Origin of the sequence: Sneathiella glossodoripedis JCM 23214 (assembly GCF_000616095.1) — a bacterium.
Classification (GTDB): Bacteria; Pseudomonadota; Alphaproteobacteria; order Sneathiellales; family Sneathiellaceae; genus Sneathiella; species Sneathiella glossodoripedis.
Map to the genome: position 1 here is coordinate 359,172 of NZ_BAMS01000003.1, position 17,559 is coordinate 376,730.

General features: G+C 48.4%; 12 protein-coding genes and 3 pseudogenes. 11 read left to right on the top strand and 4 right to left on the bottom strand.

What is annotated here, in order from left to right:
- Positions 1 to 52 precede the first annotated feature (52 nt).
- Genes JCM23214_RS13985 through JCM23214_RS13995 form a run of 3 tightly spaced genes read left to right on the top strand, consistent with a single transcriptional unit; the run spans position 53 to position 3,827 of the window.
- Positions 53 to 1,237: a 2-aminoethylphosphonate--pyruvate transaminase gene (locus JCM23214_RS13985; RefSeq protein ID WP_025899487.1), complete on the top strand. Its 1,185-nt coding sequence runs from the start codon at positions 53 to 55 to the stop codon at positions 1,235 to 1,237.
- 7 nt (positions 1,238 to 1,244) lie between these two features.
- Entirely contained in the window at positions 1,245 to 2,948 is a 1,704-nt protein-coding gene (locus JCM23214_RS13990) for a Na/Pi cotransporter family protein (RefSeq protein ID WP_025899488.1), read from the top strand.
- Between the two features lie 9 nt (positions 2,949 to 2,957).
- Positions 2,958 to 3,827 carry a GNAT family N-acetyltransferase gene (locus JCM23214_RS13995; protein WP_025899489.1) on the top strand — a complete coding sequence of 290 codons (870 nt, stop codon included), beginning with the start codon at positions 2,958 to 2,960 and terminating at the stop codon, positions 3,825 to 3,827.
- Here the strand turns inward: JCM23214_RS13995 and JCM23214_RS14000 are convergent.
- Complete coding sequence (locus tag JCM23214_RS14000; protein ID WP_025899490.1) at positions 3,824 to 4,567, bottom strand: glycerophosphoryl diester phosphodiesterase; 744 nt, start codon at positions 4,565 to 4,567, stop codon at positions 3,824 to 3,826. The genes JCM23214_RS13995 and JCM23214_RS14000 overlap by 4 nt on opposite strands.
- 28 nt (positions 4,568 to 4,595) lie before the next feature.
- Positions 4,596 to 5,304 (bottom strand): annotated as a pseudogene (gene ung, locus JCM23214_RS20975) (uracil-DNA glycosylase).
- Positions 5,305 to 5,486: 182 nt separating this feature from the next.
- Here ung and JCM23214_RS14010 point away from each other — a divergent pair.
- The 8 genes and pseudogenes from JCM23214_RS14010 (at position 5,487) to JCM23214_RS20990 (ending at position 15,744) form a co-directional block, all read left to right on the top strand.
- Complete coding sequence (locus JCM23214_RS14010) at positions 5,487 to 6,332, top strand: FAD binding domain-containing protein (RefSeq protein WP_025899491.1); 846 nt, start codon at positions 5,487 to 5,489, stop codon at positions 6,330 to 6,332.
- On the top strand, positions 6,325 to 7,173 hold the full coding sequence (locus tag JCM23214_RS24775; RefSeq protein WP_199899610.1) for a (2Fe-2S)-binding protein: 849 nt from the start codon (positions 6,325 to 6,327) through the stop codon (positions 7,171 to 7,173). Before JCM23214_RS14010 ends, JCM23214_RS24775 begins: the two co-directional genes overlap by 8 nt.
- 5 nt (positions 7,174 to 7,178) lie before the next feature.
- Complete coding sequence (locus tag JCM23214_RS20980) at positions 7,179 to 9,053, top strand: xanthine dehydrogenase family protein molybdopterin-binding subunit (RefSeq protein WP_199899611.1); 1,875 nt, start codon at positions 7,179 to 7,181, stop codon at positions 9,051 to 9,053.
- Positions 9,050 to 10,452 (top strand): annotated as a pseudogene (locus JCM23214_RS20985) (6-hydroxynicotinate reductase); the annotation flags it as partial. The gene JCM23214_RS20980 and the pseudogene JCM23214_RS20985, both read left to right, overlap by 4 nt.
- 40 nt (positions 10,453 to 10,492) lie before the next feature.
- Complete coding sequence (locus JCM23214_RS14025; protein WP_051548186.1) at positions 10,493 to 11,377, top strand: UPF0280 family protein; 885 nt, start codon at positions 10,493 to 10,495, stop codon at positions 11,375 to 11,377.
- Positions 11,370 to 11,957 (top strand): amino acid synthesis family protein, encoded by a 588-nt coding sequence (locus JCM23214_RS14030; protein WP_025899493.1) that lies wholly within the window; start codon positions 11,370 to 11,372, stop codon positions 11,955 to 11,957. Before JCM23214_RS14025 ends, JCM23214_RS14030 begins: the two co-directional genes overlap by 8 nt.
- A gap of 19 nt (positions 11,958 to 11,976) precedes the next feature.
- A complete protein-coding gene (locus tag JCM23214_RS14035; RefSeq protein ID WP_025899494.1) occupies positions 11,977 to 14,019 on the top strand; it encodes a hydantoinase/oxoprolinase family protein in 2,043 nt (680 codons plus the stop codon).
- Positions 14,012 to 15,744, top strand: a pseudogene (locus JCM23214_RS20990) (hydantoinase B/oxoprolinase family protein). The gene JCM23214_RS14035 and the pseudogene JCM23214_RS20990 overlap by 8 nt, the downstream one beginning before the upstream one ends.
- Here the strand turns inward: JCM23214_RS20990 and JCM23214_RS14045 are convergent.
- Both JCM23214_RS14045 and JCM23214_RS14050 read right to left on the bottom strand, forming a co-directional pair.
- The gene (locus JCM23214_RS14045; protein ID WP_025899495.1) at positions 15,725 to 16,705 is read right to left on the bottom strand and encodes a branched-chain amino acid ABC transporter permease; all 981 of its coding nucleotides are present in this window, start codon (positions 16,703 to 16,705) and stop codon (positions 15,725 to 15,727) included. The pseudogene JCM23214_RS20990 and the gene JCM23214_RS14045 sit on opposite strands and share 20 nt — an antisense overlap.
- Entirely contained in the window at positions 16,695 to 17,552 is an 858-nt protein-coding gene (locus tag JCM23214_RS14050) for a branched-chain amino acid ABC transporter permease (protein WP_025899496.1), read from the bottom strand. The genes JCM23214_RS14045 and JCM23214_RS14050 overlap by 11 nt, the downstream gene beginning before the upstream one ends.
- Between the last annotated feature and the right edge of the window lie 7 nt (positions 17,553 to 17,559).

Genomic DNA, 17,559 nt, shown 5'->3' on the forward strand with positions numbered 1-17,559 from the left:
AGGACGCCAAATGAGGAAAATTACCATCGGCCCTTCAATAAAGGAGAGGGAAATGTCTAGTCAAGCCTTGCAACTTCCGCAATATAGTACGAGCGAGGGTACCCATCGCGTTGGGGAAGAGCCCTATCTGCTGACGCCCGGTCCACTAACTACTGCGGTATCAACCAAAGCTGCGATGCTCAAAGATTGGGGGTCGTGGGATGATGATTTCAAGGCAATTACTGCAGAAATCAGAAAACGATTGGTCGCCATGTGTTCGGGTGAGAGTGATTATGACTGTGTATTGATGCAAGGGAGCGGCACTTTTTCAGTAGAAGCCGCTTTGGCGTCATTTATTCCGAAAGATGGAAAAGCGCTGGTTTTAATGAACGGTGCGTATGGTCAGAGATCCGCTAAAACCCTTGAATATCTAAAGAGGGATTATATTACCTTGGACAAGGGGGACTATCTGCCGCCAATGCCTGAAGAGGTCGATGCAATCCTGGGCGAGAATCCTGACGTTACCCATGTAGTTGCCATACATTGTGAGACCAGTTCAGGGATATTAAACCCTCTTAAAGGGATTTCGGATGTCGTTCAGCGGCAAGGTCGCAAGTTAATTGTAGATAGCATGAGCGCTTTTGGGGCCATTGAAATTGATGTCGCGGACATCCCGTTTGAAGCGCTTGTATCATCGGCAAATAAATGCATTGAGGGTGTTCCCGGGTTTGGTTTTATTTTGGCGCGTAAAGAAGCGTTGCTGGCTGCAAAAGGGAACAGCCACTCACTTAGTCTGGATATTCACGATCAGTGGATTTACATGAATAATACGGGGCAATGGCGTTTTACACCACCTACACATACTGTCGTCGCGTTTTTGGAAGCACTCCGTCTTCACGAAGCGGAAGGAGGCGTGAAGGGGCGGCTCGCTCGCTACACTGCCAATAGAGATGTCTTGGTAAGGGGAATGAGAGCGCTTGGGTTTGAAACGCTTCTGGATGATGAATGGCTTTCTCCCATCATAACTACCTTTTTCAGCCCAAATGATTCAAAATTTGAATTTTCCAGATTTTATAACGAGATAAAGCAACGTGGATTTATTATTTACCCTGGAAAACTAACGGTGGCGGACAGTTTCCGGGTTGGATGTATTGGCGCGCTTGATCAGCATGTCATGAGTGGTGTAGTACAGGCAGTCAAGGATAGCTGCGAAGTGATGGGGGTTACGAATTTCGGCCCGCCAGATGGAGTGAAATAGAGAAAAATTGGACGCAACAACAGTATTGATTAGCCTTTTGGGTGGAGTATCCCTGCTCCTGTGGGGATTGCGCATGGTGAACACTGGTGTCACACGCGCGTTTGGTCGTGAACTTGGTAAAATTCTGAATTTTAGTCTCAAGAACAGGATCAACTCATTTTTCGGTGGCCTAGGGGTTACAATGCTGTTGCAGAGCAGTACAGCAACGGCACTGTTGACTGCATCCTTTGCTGGAAGAGGTTTAGTAACTGCGTCTGCGGGAATCGCTGTAATGCTTGGCGCCGATGTCGGTACGACGCTGGTTGCGCAAATTCTGACCTTTGATTTATCCTGGTTGGCGCCGGTTTTACTTTTTATTGGATTTGTCCGGCACTCGACAGCCAAAAGCACTCGTGCAAAAAACCTTGGTCGCATTATGCTGGGCCTTGGTATGATGCTGACGTCATTGAAATTACTCGTTGCTGCATCAGAACCCATTCGTGATTCCAGTGTCGCTCAATATGTGTTTTCCTCTCTCACGGGAGAGCCGGTACTGACTGTATTATTGGGTGCAATACTGACTTTCGCGGCACATTCAAGCCTCGCCACCGTGTTGTTTATTTTGACATTGGCAGCGACCGGTGGTGTCCCTATGGATGTGGCGCTGGCCATGATACTTGGGGCTAATCTGGGCGGAGCGTTACCACCGGTTCTGGCGACCATGAATGCAGATGCCGCTTCAAGGCGTCCGCCACTTGGAAATTTAATCTGTAGATTGACCGCTGTCGTATTTGTATTGCCGTTCTTGCATCTGATCGAGCCGGAGCTTTCCCGATTTGCTCAGGATCCAGCCCGTCAGATCGTGAATTTCCATACATTTTTCAATTTTGGTCTTGCCGCCGTATTTATATTTTTTACGGGCCCGCTTGGCAGGCTGACACATGCAATTGTTCCGGACAAGACTGTAACAGATAATTTGGCGCCCATTCCCATTCATCTGGACCGCGCAGCACTTGAAAGTCCGCAGTTGGCTATTGCGAACGCTGTACGAGATACGTTGCGCCTTGGTGATGTCATGGAAAAAATGTTCCGTGATTACAAAGTTGCGTTTGAGAAAAATGATCCTGTTATCCTGCAGCGGGTTAGGGACGCCGACAATAGTATCAAGGAATTTAATGCAGGAATTAAAAGCTATTTGACGGAACTTGGGCGCGAAAGCCTTGAGGATGAAGATGAGCGGCGCTGTACAGAAATAATGACGTTTACAACCAATATGGAAAATATTGGTAATATTGTCGTTTTGAATATGGCGGAGCTATTGGAGCGGAGCAGTTCTGATCAGGTTGTTTTTTCTGAAGAGGATATCGCTGATCATCACAGGTTGTTTGACCTGCTTCTGACAAGCCTGAAACTATCCTTCACAGTTTTCCTGACGCAGGATGAACAACAAGCTGCTCAACTTGTGCGTAATAAGCAGATTTTGCGCGAGCAGGAGCGAACTGCCGTAAATGCACATTTGACCAGATTGCGGCAGGGGCCTGCTATGGATGAAGTTTCAAGTGCGCTCCATCTGGGCCTGCTAAGTGACTTGCGCCGCATTAATTCGCTGATTTCTTCCATTGCCTACCCTTTGCTGGAAAGAAAAAGCAAATTGAAAGAATTCGGTAACAAAAGTGACAGCAAAAAGAAGGATAAATCCAAGAAGAAGAAATCACGCGACCAACTGCACTAGGGGGTGAGGATGTCAGAGCGAGGGCTGGAATTTCGGGATTTAGGTGCAATGGATGCCCATAATTTGCTGAATTTGTCGAATTTAGTGGGATGGGACTATACGCTTCAATACTGGCAATTGTTAATCGCCACGAGCACGGTTATCGGCGCCTTTTCAGATGAAGGACGCTTAATCGCATGCGCCAGTCATATCTGTTTCCCCCCAACTCATAGTTTCGTCGGTGCGGTAATCGTAGTGCCTGAATGTCAGGGTAAAGGTATCGGCCGAATGGTCATGAAGCACCTGCATGAAAAGATTGCGCAAAAAAAGCTGCCTGCACGGTTGATTTCAACGCCCGAAGGGGCACCGTTGTATCAGAAACTTGGATATGAAACAGTTGACCAGTGTCACAAGTTGATGCGGGTGAGGCGCGAAGTTCCAAGTCAACTTGGTGAGTTGGACGGTTATGTTTGCAAACCTGTTAATGCGGATGCCATGCCGTTACTAATAGAGCTGGACCGTCAGCAATTTGGTGCAAATAGATCTCATTTGCTTTCTGCGATGCAACAGGGCGGATTTGCAGGTGTTTATCTGATTAACAGAAACACGGAAGTTATTGAGGCCTATGCCTGCAGATATATCAGAGATGGGTATTCGGTGATCGGGCCTGTTGTTGCGATAACACAAAAACAGGCCTTAACGCTGTGTCAGATGTTGGCGTATGGTCAATCATCGAAGCTGAGAATAGATACTTACTCCAACCAGTCCAGCTTTCGTGAACAACTGTTTCAAATGGGGTTTGAAGAGGTGGATAGATCACCCGTTATGGCGTTGAACGAAGTCTTTCCTTATGAGGAAAAGCCCGGTATCTTTGCATTGGTTTCGCACGCTTTCGGCTAGCTCAGTTCAGACATGCGATCTGGAAAGTCGGTGATTATCCCATCAACACCCCAGCCTAGGAATTGTTTTGCCTTTGCTGGATCGTTCAGGGTGTAGGTCAATAATCTGATGCTGGCCTCATGTACCTCATTGACTATATCGCGGTTTATGAAATCACAGTCCATATGCAGGCTGGCGGCATTCACCGCAGATAGACGTTCTTTCCAGTTGTGGGGCAGGGTGTCGCTCAGATACCCGATAGGGACATCTGGCAGGAGTTTATTCACTACCTGCAGACTTTCAATATTAAAAGACGAAATCAGGAGTGGCGGCAGTTGCGACTGAAGGCGTTTAAGTTCGGCGCAGACAATTTCGGCGGTGGGAACCTGCCATCCATCGAGTGGTTTTATTTCCAGATTAACGCTCATTTCGCGTTCAGCGATGAGTTTCATCGCTTCAGATAAGGTGGGTATTTTTTCGCCCTTAAATTCTGAAGAGAACCAACTACCTGCATCCAGCTCTTTTATTTCGCTGAGAGTTTTCAGCCGGACTTTCCCTTCACCGTTCGTACAGCGTCTTACATTATGGTCGTGACAGATGACACACTGGTTATCAGCCGTAATCATTACATCGATTTCGACTGAACGGATTCCCAACTTTGCAGCGAGATCAATGGCGGCCAGAGTGTTTTCCGGTGCCAAGCCGGATGCGCCTCGATGTGCGATAATTCGAGGCATATTGTTAAAATATGGGTACTGCATTTGTGGGCTCCCCAGCCGATTAACTTTATTACAAGAGTTTAGGTTGTTCCTGCGGAATTTGCCAAGTAATAGGAGAAATATTGTTTTCTATCAAATAGTTATTTGTTGCAGAAAAATGACCGTTTCCAATGAAGCCCCGATGCTGATAATGGCGATGGGTGGGGGCTGCTCAAGATCAGGTGACGTGTCCTGTCTATTAGCGACTGTTTGCTAAGTGCTGGTTTACCCCATAACAAAAATACAAGTGAATTCCTGTCATCCGATAGTTTTTTTATGAAGCTGTCAGTTAGAGTTTCCCAGCCCTTATTTCTGTGTGATCCGGCTCTGCCAGCCTCAACGGTGAGGACAGAGTTAAGAAGCAGAACCCCTTGTTTAGCCCATGTTATGAGATTACCATTTTCAGGTGGCGGATATCCCAGATCGCGCTCAATCTCGCGAAAAATATTTCGAAGGGATGGGGGAATTTTAACGCCATGTCTTACGGAAAAACTCAATCCGTGGGCCTGACCTGGGCCATGATAAGGGTCCTGCCCAAGGATCACCACTTTTACATCTTGAAACGGGGTAAGGGAAAGGGCCGCGAATATATCAGTCTCTTCAGGGTAAATAATTTTGCCGGCATTTTTCTGACCACTCAGAAACTCTTCAAGCTTCTGAAAATAAGGCATGGAGATTTGCAATTGCAGGTGAGTTGACCAGTCGCCGTCAATATGATCAAGTTTCGCCGAGAGCTTCATTTTTAATTTCAGGACACTGTTTTGGTATTATTCGGGTTTTCAGATCGAAACTATCGTAGTTGTAATTCCTCAACAACAGGTCATGGCGAATGGAGTAAATATTTTTCGTGTGCTGAAAAGTCCTGCTTGACAGAAATCTAATTTTTACCAACATTGTTCGTATACATATAAAGAGGAATGAAATGGGAGAGTTCTTCCGACCGGAAAACAGGGATGCCCTTGTGTCTGCGTTGTCGCGGCGCCATTGGCGGTATTTGGCAGGTGGAACGGACTACTATCCCTCAATTGTCGGAAAAACAGAAACGTCAGATATTCTGGATTTAACCGCTGTTGCGGAATTGCGAGGTATTTCTGAAGACACGGCTTACTGGCGAATAGGGGCGACAACCAGTTGGTCTGAAATTCGGGATTATAATTTTCCTCCGTTTTTTGATGGGTTAAGGCTCGCTGCGAAAGAAGTGGGCGGTATGCAAATTCAGGCAAGCGGCACGATTGGCGGAAATATATGTAATGCGTCACCTGCAGCGGACGGTGTGACAGCTTTACTCGCTTTGGATGCTGAAGTCGAAATTCTCGGTCCTCAAGGAATTAGAGTACTTCCCATCGATCAGTTTGTGATCGGTAACCGCCGAACTGCCTTGAAAGAAGCTGAGATTGTCTATGGTATTCGCATTCCTAAACCAGCTGGTGATAGCGCGTTTGGGTATTTTAAAAAATTGGGATCCCGTAGATATTTGGTTATCTCGCTGGTTATGGTGTCGGCTGTTTTATGCCTGACAAAGGATCGTAAAATCACAGATGTACGAATAACGGTTGGGGCTTGTTCAGAAGTTGCCTGCCGTCTTTTTCAGCTGGAAAAAGCCTTGGCGGGAGCTTCCATAGATGAAAATCTGGAAGATGCTGTAAAGGCTGAACATCTTGCGATTTTAAGCCCAATTGATGATGTTCGGGCGAGCGCTGAATACCGGTTGCAGGCTGCTCAATCGATGCTCCGCGATATGTTGAGTGAGTGGGGTCAATATGAGTGAACGTTTCGTCTTATCTGTAAATGGTACGCAGCATGAGGTGGAAACATCACCGATCCGCCGGTTATCTGAGGTTTTGCGGGAGAATTTGCAACTTACGGGTACTAAAGTGGGGTGTAACGCGGGGGATTGTGGTGCCTGCACCGTACTGATCGATGACGAACAGATGTGCGCCTGTCTCACACCAGTTGCGCAAGTGCAAGGGCGTAGGATTGAAACAATAGAAGGGCTTGGAAAGTCCGGTGAGTTGAACGCGCTGCAACAATCGTTCAAACGTCATGGGGCTGCTCAATGCGGCATATGTTCTCCCGGGATGTTGGCTGCGGCGACATCGTTACTGCGCAAGGTTGAAACGCCCACGCAAGAACAAGTGGAAGATGCGATTGGGGGAATATTGTGCCGCTGCACAGGTTATCAGAAAATTGTGGAAGCCATTTTGGATTACCGCGGCACTAAGATGCAACAAGCCGTTGAAGCTGGTTCCGCTGTCGGTCAATCCCTTGCAAAAGTTGATGCGGATCCAAAATTGACAGGGGCCGAGCGGTATGGCGCAGATGACATTCCTGCCAATGCCCTGTGGGTTAAGGTTTTAAGGTCTCCATTGTCGCACGCGAAGATTAAGCTGGGGAACTTGGATGAGGTGGTTCAGCAGATATCGGGACTGTACGAAATTCTGACCCACCGTGATGTTCCGTTTAACCGGTTTGGTATTTATCCAGAGGGCAAAGATCAGCCAGTCCTGTGTGAAGATGTTGCCCGCTATCGAGGAGATGCAATTGTCGCTCTGGTGGGTGAAAAAGAGGTTATAAGCAGGCTAAATCTTGAAGATTTGCCCATTGACTGAGTGAATTGCCAGCGCTGTCAACCACCAAGGATGCTGTATCATCCAATGTTCCCATATTGCATGAAGATCACCCGGATAACGTACTTATTGAAGGCAGCGTCGAAAAAGGGGATGTGACGCAATGCGGGGAAATTGTCGTGAGGGGAGAGTTTGAAACTCGCTTTGTCGAACACGCATACATTGAGCCAGAGGCGGGATGGGCCCAGCGGATTGGGGATCGCATTGAAATGCATGTCACAACGCAAGCGGTTCATATGGACCGCGATGAGATTGCGAGTGTGATGCGGCTTGAAAAAGAACTGGTTCGAGTAATTCCGAGTGCATGTGGTGGCGGTTTCGGCGGCAAACTGGATGTGTCCGTACAACCCCTTCTTGCAATTGCAGCTTACCGAAATGATCGGCCGGTGGCGATGGTATATGAACGTCCTGAAAGCATGATTGCGAGTACCAAACGGCATCCTTCGCGCATTTGGACCGAATTTTCAGCGGATCGACAGGGGTATTTGCAGACTGCTCAGATGCAGGCGGATTTTAACACTGGTGCTTATGCCTCTTGGGGGCCAACTGTTGCTGGGCGCGTGCCAGTGCATGGGAGCGGTCCTTATTTTGTGCCCAGTGTGAAAATCACTGGCCGGGGAATATACACTAATGGTCCACCCGCTGGGGCATTCCGGGGATTTGGTGTGCCACAGGCTGCCATTGCCCATGAGTGTATGATGGATGATTTGGCGGAAGAGTTAAAAATGGACCGCCTGGAAATCCGTCTCAAAAACGCGATCCGGGAGGGGCAAGAGACAGCTACGGGACAAGAACTGAAAGCAAGTGCGGGGCTTGCAGAATGTCTGCAAATGCTGCAGCCACATTGGCGGAGATTGATGGCTGAAGTGGATCAGTTCAATCAAGCGCAAAATGGTCGGTTGCGACGGGGTATTGGTATCGGTGCCATGTGGTATGGAATTGGAAACACAGCCCTCTCCAACCCCTCCACCATGGAAGTTGGTATTAACAGGAAGGGTCAATTAACGTTATTTAACGGGGCGGTGGATATCGGGCAGGGATCTAATACTGTTCTACTGCAGATCTGCGCAGATGCCGCAGGCTTACCTGTCGCGGATTTTCACTATGTAATGGGTGACAGTGATTTGACGGAGGATGCTGGCAAAACATCGGCGTCGCGCCAGACATTTGTATCGGGAAAAGCCGCAGAGCTTGCAGGACTGGAATTGAGGAGGAAAATTCTACGCCATGTGAATGCAGGCGAAGATGCTCGGTTAAGTATGCAAGACAGATCACTGGTGGTTGAGGATCAAACCTCCTGTCACGAAATTCAGCTTGAAACCCTTACTCCAGATGAAAAAGGGCAAGTTTTTGTAGGGCGCGGCCGCTTCGATCCACCGACGACCATGCTGGATAAAAATGGTCAGGGTATTCCATATGCAACATATGGGTTTGCTGCTCAGATCGCTCTTGTCGAGGTGGATATGGAACTGGCAACCACTCGGGTGCTGGAAATCTTCGCAGCCCATGATGTTGGCCGTGCGATAAATCCACAGCAGGTTGAGGGACAAATACAAGGTGGAATTGCGCAAGGATTAGGGCTTGCCTTGATGGAGGAGTATGTCCCCGGCAAGACAGAAAATCTTCATGATTACCTCATCCCGACAGTCGGGGACATGCCTGATATGACGGTGATTATAGTTGAGGACGCTGAGCCACTTGGCCCCTACGGTGCGAAGGGTGTGGGCGAGCCGGGACTGGTTCCGACGGCGCCAGCTATTTTTAGTGCGATCAGGCACGCAAGCGGAGTACGTGTGACGGAGGCGCCAATGCTGCCACACAGGCTGAAAGCTGCTTTGCAAAAACAGGAGGTAACAAGATGACCAAAACCTCAACCGGTTCGAAGCGTCAACCGCTGGATCAGGACTTGATCCGATGTGATGCATGTCCGGTGCTTTGCCGCATCAGGGTAGGTCAAACTGGCGCTTGCGACCGGTACGGAAATGTGGATGGGGTGCTGACCAGAATGGATCCCCTTGTCGTTACAGAAACGGCGCAGGCGGATACTCTTGCCCAGCCGATCAGGCCGATTGGGATGGAAATATTTTAAAGCCGCAGAACGTAACCATAACAGGTATCGGGTCCGGCACGACTTATCCGGATTACAAGCCAGCCCCGTTCATTGTGGGAGCAGAGGTGGATGGCGTTGATACTGTAACAGTCGTCTCTGAGGGCGTATTCAGTTATTGCGGCACAAAAATAAAAATCGATACGGATCGGTATGTGGGCGATGAAACTGCGGCAGTCTTCGCTGAGGGTGAGCAAGTCGGCCATGTGACAACAGCAGAATATGGGAGCCAGATGCTTGCCATCGGAGGGGTTCGTCATTTGACGGGCGGGTCCAAAAAAGAAGGGCGGGTGACCTGCGATACGTTGCTGCGTTTGTGTAATAGAGAAGCTGTTACCCTTAACGTTGAAAATGGGGCAAAAGTTGTCGTTCAGGCGGGAAAACCTCCCATAATTGATGATGTGCAGGAAGAACGAATGCGGGTCGGGTGTGGCTCCGCTACCATTGGCATATTTGCACCTCAGTGGCATGGAAAAGTTGATGAAGTCATAGTCGTTGATGATCACATCACTGGTGTATTGAGCGAGCATCAAGCGGGTCAATTTTTACAAATGCCCTTATCAGGTATTCGGGTGCGTGGTCGTAAATCCACCCCAGGGCGATATTTTCAAGTCGCTGATCATGGTGCAGGTTGGGGAGGGACCGATATTACAGATCCACTTGATATCATATCGAAAATTGATCCGGAGCGGGCTTATGCGGGTATGCGGTTGCTGATGGTATCAACCACGGGGCAGGATAGTGCCTGGTACGTACTTGATGAGAATCTGGTGCCTGTCCCTACAGCCATGCCCGAAGAAATTCGCCAGATTGTTGATAGAATTGCCGAAAATTGTGAACCCGCGCTTTGTACTGTCTTGTTTATGGCGGGCGCCGGAGGATCTTTGAGAGCCGGTGTTACGGAAAATCCGGTGCGATTGACGCGATCTGTTAAAGAGAGCCTGACCAAGGTGACCTGCGGAGGTGTGCCCGCCTATATCTGGCCTGGGGGAGGAATTACGATGATGGTGGATGTGTCGCAGATGCCGGAAAATTCGTTTGGGTATGTGCCGACACCAGCCATTGTCGCGCCAATCGAATTTACCTTATCGAAGCAGGATTTTGGCGAACTCGGTGGTCATGTGGAGAGAATAATACCAGTTGAGGATGTACTGAAATCGCGAGATTTGAAGCGTCTTAGGTTGGAGCAATAAGGTGGTGGGGCAAGCTGTCGTCAGAATGATGCCCGATGGCAGGAGACTGCATCTGCAGCATGGTCCGATAGATCTAATTTGTCTGGCTGAAGGACCGGATATAGAAGTTTACAAAGCATATCAGCAGGCAGATCGATATTTCGAGACCTTGTTACAAGGACTTGTGAATGATTTGCCGATTTTGCGACAAAAAGCTGGTGAAGAGGGCCGCTGGATCAAAGCTCCAAACATATGTGCTGTCAGCGAAAATATGATTAAAGCGGCCGAGCAATTCAGCCATTCATATTTTGTAACTCCGATGGCCGGTGTTGCCGGTGCGGTAGCGGATGCTGTGTTGACTGAAATGTGCCGAGAAACAAACCTGGCGAAAGCATATGTGAATAACGGGGGGGATATTGCCTTTAGTTTAAGTCCCGGAAAAGTCTTTAAGACTGTAATCGTGGATAATCCAGACAATCCGCGCTGTGATGCTGAAATCGAAATTACAAATAGCCAACCGGTTCGCGGCATTGCAACAAGTGGTTGGCGGGGTCGCTCTTTGTCCATGGGGATTGCGGATGCCGTAACGGTGCTTGCAAGAAACGCTGTTGATGCTGATATCGCAGCGACACTTATTGCCGGTGATGTGTACGTTGCAGACAATGCTGTCTTGCAAAGACCTGCCGAAGAAATTGATGCGAGTACAGATTTGGGGCGGAGGCTGGTCACTGTAGATGTCAAAACCCTGTCTCCTCAAGCGCGCAGGGAGGCTTTGATGAAGGGGATGAGGACAGCAAACGTATTTATGTCAAAAGGGGTGATTTCTGGCGCTTATCTCTCACTTCAGGGAGAAGTGAAAAGCGTCAGTATGTCCAAAAGAATTTTCAGGGAGAGGTTACATGTCTGAATTGGTGCAAATTCGCAAAATTAAAGTCGATGTGGAAGAGGTTTATCACGAGCGAGGGCCAGCGTTGGAAACTCCAATTTTAAAAGGAGCGGTAACAGTCGTTGTAAAAAACCCGTACGCAGGAAGATACGAAGAAGACCTGCTGCCATTTATGGATGCTTTAAAACCGTTAGGACTCCAGCTTGCAAACAAGCTCATCGCCGCTTTGGGTGGAGACGCGAATGCTGTCTGTAGTTATGGTAAAGGTGCCATTGTTGGTGAGGATGGCGAACTGGAGCATGGCGCAACCTGGCATGTAGCAGGTGGGTACGCCATGCGTGAAGCACTTGGGCAAGCTCTGGCAATTGTGCCATCGAGTAAAAAGATCGGTCATTTGGGGGCGCGTCTGGAAATTCCTTTGACACACAAGGATGCCTCATATGTGAGAAGTCATTTTGACGCAATGGAAGTCGGTGGGGGAGACAGCCCTAGACGGGATGAAATCCTGTTTGCTCTTGTGATGGCAACAGGCGGACGACCTCATGCAAGGCTTGGCGGATTGGCCGCGGATCAGATTTCAAAATTTGACGGATTGCGATAATCAGAAACAAGGGGCGCCTATGAAGGGTATTGAAATTGGTGTGGATGTTGGAGGCACTTTTACTGATCTGATTTCGGTAAATCCGCAGAGCGGAGATATCAAGATCGCAAAAGTACCAACCACGACTGATAATCAGGCTTATGGGGTTATGAATGCTCTGGGTTCAGTTGGCGTTGATCTGAAGGGTGTCTCAGCAATCAGTCATGGCACTACAACCACGACAAATGCGCTGCTTGAGAGAAAAATTGCGAAAGTCGGTCTTATTACCACAAAAGGGTTTCGGGATATTTTGGAGCTGGGGCGGCGGACAAGACCAAAACCCTATGGGTTAAAAGGTCAGTTTACACCGCTCATTCCCAGAAACCTGAGACTTGAAGTGCCCGAACGTATGGATGCGGATGGAAAAGTGGTAACCCCGCTTGATGAGGCCGCGGTACTTGAAGCCGTAGGAAAATTGCGTGAGCTGGGCGTTGAAAGTATCGTCATTCATTTTCTGCATTCCTATAAAAATCCAACGCATGAGCGTCGCGCCAAGGAGATAGTGCTGCAAAACTGGCCCAACACATATGTAACTGCGGGGCATGAGTTGTTATCGGAATATCGGGAATATGAAAGGGGTACAACAGCAGCCATTAATGGGGCGATCAAACCGGTGCTCGACCGATATATCATGCGATTACAGTCTGAACTTGAAGATGCCGGTTTTACACATGATTTGCTAGTCATGCAGGGAAATGGTGGAAGCGTTGCCGCGTCCATGGTCACTGAAGGGGCGGTGAGTACAGTTATGTCGGGACCTGCTTCGGGTGTTATGGCTGCAGCGGCTACGTCACGGGTTGCGGGAATTGATCGTGTGATCACCTACGATATGGGGGGAACCAGCAGCGATGTTGGCGTCGTGCAGAATGGCATACCACAAGTTACATCTGAACTGGATCTGGAATACGGCTTGCCCATTCATGTCCCTATGGTTGATGTGCACACAATTGGGGCGGGCGGTGGCTCGATTGCCTATCTGAATGAGGCAGGTCTGTTGGAGGTGGGGCCGAGAAGCGCTGGCGCCATGCCGGGACCAATCTGCTATGGGCGCGGTGGTCGTGAACCCACAATTACAGATGCCAACCTGTTACTTCGCAGACTTGATCCCGAAGCTTTGCTGTCTGTTGAAAGTTCCGTTTCTATTTCTGAAATTGAACAGATTTTTGAAAAGAAAATTGGACGTTTTCTGGGCATGAACGCGCTGGAAGTTGCGGATGCAATATTGAAAATCGCGAATAACAAAATGGCGGGTGCCATACGGATGGTTAGCCTCTCCAAAGGGCTGGATCCGCGAGATTTTGCGTTATTTGCGTTTGGCGGCGCAGGTCCTCTTCACGGAGTCTCTCTTGCAAGGGAACTTGGAATTCCGAAAGTCGTTTTGCCTGCCAGACCAGGAATAACCAATGCGCTTGGGTGTGTTGTTTCTGATCTGAGGCATGATTTTGTAAATACGATCAATTGCCCATTACAATCGCTTGATATTGAGGAGGTACGCAGCCTAATTCGCTCACAAATCCAGCAAGGGCTGTCGGCGCTTGAAAAAGACAACATAGTGGTTTCGAAACAGGCTTTTGTGTTTTCTGCAGATATGCAGTTTCAAGGACAAAGCCACATTTTACCGGTCACGATCAGCGGACCTGATGTTACCCTTGAAGAATTGCAAAGCCGTTTCGATGAGGTTTATTGGACGCGTTTTGGTGTGGAACTTCCGGAAATAAGAGCTGTTCTGGTAAATGTGCACACTGCGGTTATCGGGCGTCGTGAAAGCGTGGATCTGGCAATGTTAAAAAGCAACACTCCTGCCGCGACGCTGGAGCAAGCTGTTGTATCCGACCGCCCTATCCTGTTTGACGGTAAATGGCATGTAACTCAAATTTATGAGCGTGAGAGGTTACCAGACCAATTCAGATTGCAGGGGCCGGCCATTATTACTCAGTTGGATACAACAAGTGTCATAGAGCCCGGTTGCACAGTAGTTCAGGACGATTACGGGAACCTGATCGTGGAGATTTCCAATGAGTGAGCTAGATCCAATCACCCTTTCGGTTATTCAAAATGGCCTGGTTCAGGTTTGCAACGAAATGGACCTTGCTTTTGTACGGGCTGCTTTCAGTCCTGTAATATCAGAAGCGCTGGATCGCTCAGATGGCATATATGCAGCAGACACGGGTGAATTGATTGCGCAAGGTGAGCTGGGTTTACCTGTTTTTGTTGGTACAATGCAGTTCTCCACTCAAGCAGTGATTGAGCGGGCGAAAGACGTACAGCCTGGTGACATTTATATCGTCAACGACCCTTATTTGGGTGGTACGCATCTTATGGATGTTAAATTTGTAAAACCATTTTTCTATAGGGGGAAACTATGGTCATGGCTCGCCAATACTGGCCATTGGCCTGATTTTGGCGGTGCTGTTCCTGGAGCTTTTCTGCCAATGCAACGGAGGTTGAGCAAGAAGGGTTGCGACTTCCACCAGTAAAACTTTTCAAAGAAGGCAAGCTTGATCAGGAAATCCTTTCGATCGTGCTATCAAATATCCGAATTTCTGATCAGCGAATAGGTGACATAAAAGCTCAATCTGCAGCACTGCATGTTGGAGAGCAACGCTTGACCGAATTACTCGATCGATATGGAGAGGACACAGTTACGCAAGCAATTGGTGAGTTGAAGTGCCGTGCAAGGCAGCAAATGCGCCGCAAAATTAGCGATATACCTGATGGCACATATGAAGGGATATCCTATGTGGATTCCGATGGTGTTGTCGATGAGCCCCTTCGTATTTGTATGAAGGTTACCGTTGAAGGCGAAGAGATGCGATTTGACATGTCAAATTCCAGCCCGCCGTGTATGGGGCCGATGAACTCTGTTCTGGCGACTACAAAATCCTCTATCTATCTTGCCATAAAACATATCTTTCCTGATGTTCCCATAAATGCAGGAACTTTTGAGCCCCTTGTTATCAATGATCCTGAGGGAACTTTTCTCTATGCCAAATATCCGCGCCCGGTTTCTGGATGCGCGGCAGAAGTCAGCCAACGTATCGCGGAAGCGGTTTTTAATGCATTGGTTGACGTTATGCGGGAAGAGTTGTTTGCAGCGCCTGCAGGAACTTCTGGCAACCTGGCAATTGGAGGGTATGATCCTGAGCGGGATAAGTCCTATGTCATGTATGTGATATCTGGTGGAGGGTACGGAGGGTATTCGGGTGCTGATGGATTGACCAATGGCTGTTCCACAATCGGTATTTCCAAAACGACACCGATTGAGGTCATGGAGCAATATTACCCGGTTCTGTTTGAGGAGTATTCACTTCACGAAGGCTCTGGTGGCGCTGGCCAGTTCAGGGGTGGGTTTGGTGTGAATTATACTTTGCAATTACGTCGGGGAGAAGCGCGTGCGTCGATGGTGATGGATCACGGAAGATATGGGCCATCCGGCGCTTTGGGTGGGAGTGATGGCGGTACCAACAAAGTGACCGTTTTTACGGCAAATAAATCCTATACTCCTCCGCATTTATCCAAGGATCAGGATATTCATATTCAGCAGGGTGATAAGATCGCCATATCCACACCGGGTGGAGGCGGTTTTGGAAAGCCGTGGTTACGTGATCCCCAGCGTGTAGAGCAAGATGTAGAGCTTGGATATTATACGCCCAAGCAGGCCGAAGACTTATTCTACGTTGTATTCGACAAAGACAGCTTGAAAATTGATGGAGACGCAACCGCACATCTTAGGCAGCGTTTTTGTTAGAGTTAAAGCGCTTTAAAAATGCCTGGATGGGGGTTGCAATCAATCCTTTGGGAAACAGAACGACACTGACCATAAAAAGAAAGCCAAGTATCAGGAGCCAGTAATCACCGAACAGTTCGGAAAGCCAGTTTTCCGCAAGCCGGGTTGCGATAGCTCCCAAAAAGGCTGCGATTAATAGCTCTTTACCGCCCAATGCAACCCAAATCAAAACTTCGGTAGATAAAGTAAAGCCAATAAGGGTGGGAGATGCAAACCCATCCAACGTCACGAATAACGCACCCGCAAGGCCGGCTATGGCAGCGCTTAAGCAAAATACTTTTAATTTGATCTGAAGAGGGCTGAAGCCAAAATATGTCAATCGCTCAGGATTTGTTCTTAGGGCGATGAGTAGCGATCCGAAGTCAGATTTAACAAGCCATCCCAGTAATAGCGTAATACAAAAAACTATCGACCATAGAATATAGAAAGCGGGTCGGCTGTCCCAGATTTCCAGATCGTAACTAAAAAGACCAAGATTAATTGGGGGGATATCAAGGAGGCCATTGTAACCCCCGAGTGCATACCAATTACTCATTAAACGCTCCAGTACCATGGCTATGGCGAGCGTAATAATTGCCAGATAGGGTCCATTTATTCCCTTACCGGCGAAAAGAAAAGAACCCAAAAGGGCAGCAAAGGCTGCCGCAGCCATACAGGCAAGAGAAAGACCCAGATAAAAATTGGCAGGAACAGGGGATAACATGCCCTTGGTGCTAACGGCCATAACATAGGCGCCGATGCCAAAAAAAATGGCCTGTCCAAAACACAGAATTCCGCCGTAACCCCAAACAAGTGACAGGGATAACGCAAACAGGCCATATATCAGATAATAATTTAACTGACCTGTCCAGTAGTCAGACAGGATCAGAGGCATCACTGCGAGCAGGGCGAAGGTGAAAATTATAAAAAGGTTATTTTTCATCACGCTCCCCCAACAGACCCGATGGTCGCATTCGAATAATGATAATTGCCAGAATGAAGACCGCGATTTGTGCAGCGACAGGGGAGACCCAGACACTGAGCAGGCTGTTAGTTCCGCCGATGGCACCAGCACCGGCAAGAACTCCCGCAAGTGGCCCGGTTCCGCCGACCAGAATGGATAAAAATCCGGGAACGAGGTAACCTAAACCCATCTGTGGATCTACACTGATTGTTGGTGCGATAAGAGCTCCTGCAAGTCCCGCCAATGCGGTACCAAAAACAAAACTCCATCGGTAAATTCGCCGTGTATTGATTCCCAAAGTCTCGGACGTATGGGGGCGTGCAATTACGGCCCGTGCCATCAAGCCAAAGTCGGTTTTCAGAAAAATCCAGAAAGTTGCGATAATCATGAAAAGTGAAGCAGCCATGATAAACAAGCGATAAATTGGATAGGAGAAATCGCCGATTGAAAAGCTTTCGTCTACAGGTGCAGAAACACTTTGAGCCTCGGGGCCAAAGACCAGAACAATTGCTTGCTTCAGGGCAATAGATAACCCCCATGTGGCCAAAATCGTATCCAGTGGTCTTTGATAAATATGGCGAATGAGAAGGGTTTCTATCAGCAGACCTATGAAAGCAACCATTATGGGTGCCAATACAAGACCAAGCCAGAAAGGCAGATTATGACTTTGGCACAGGACCATAACATAGGCCCCAATCATGAATAGTTCGCCATGGGCCATGTTTATAACGCCCATCATTCCAAATACGATCATCAGTCCTAGAGCGATCATGATCAGGATTAAAATATAAGAGCTTGCGTCCACTAGTGGTATGATTATGTCCATGTTAGCC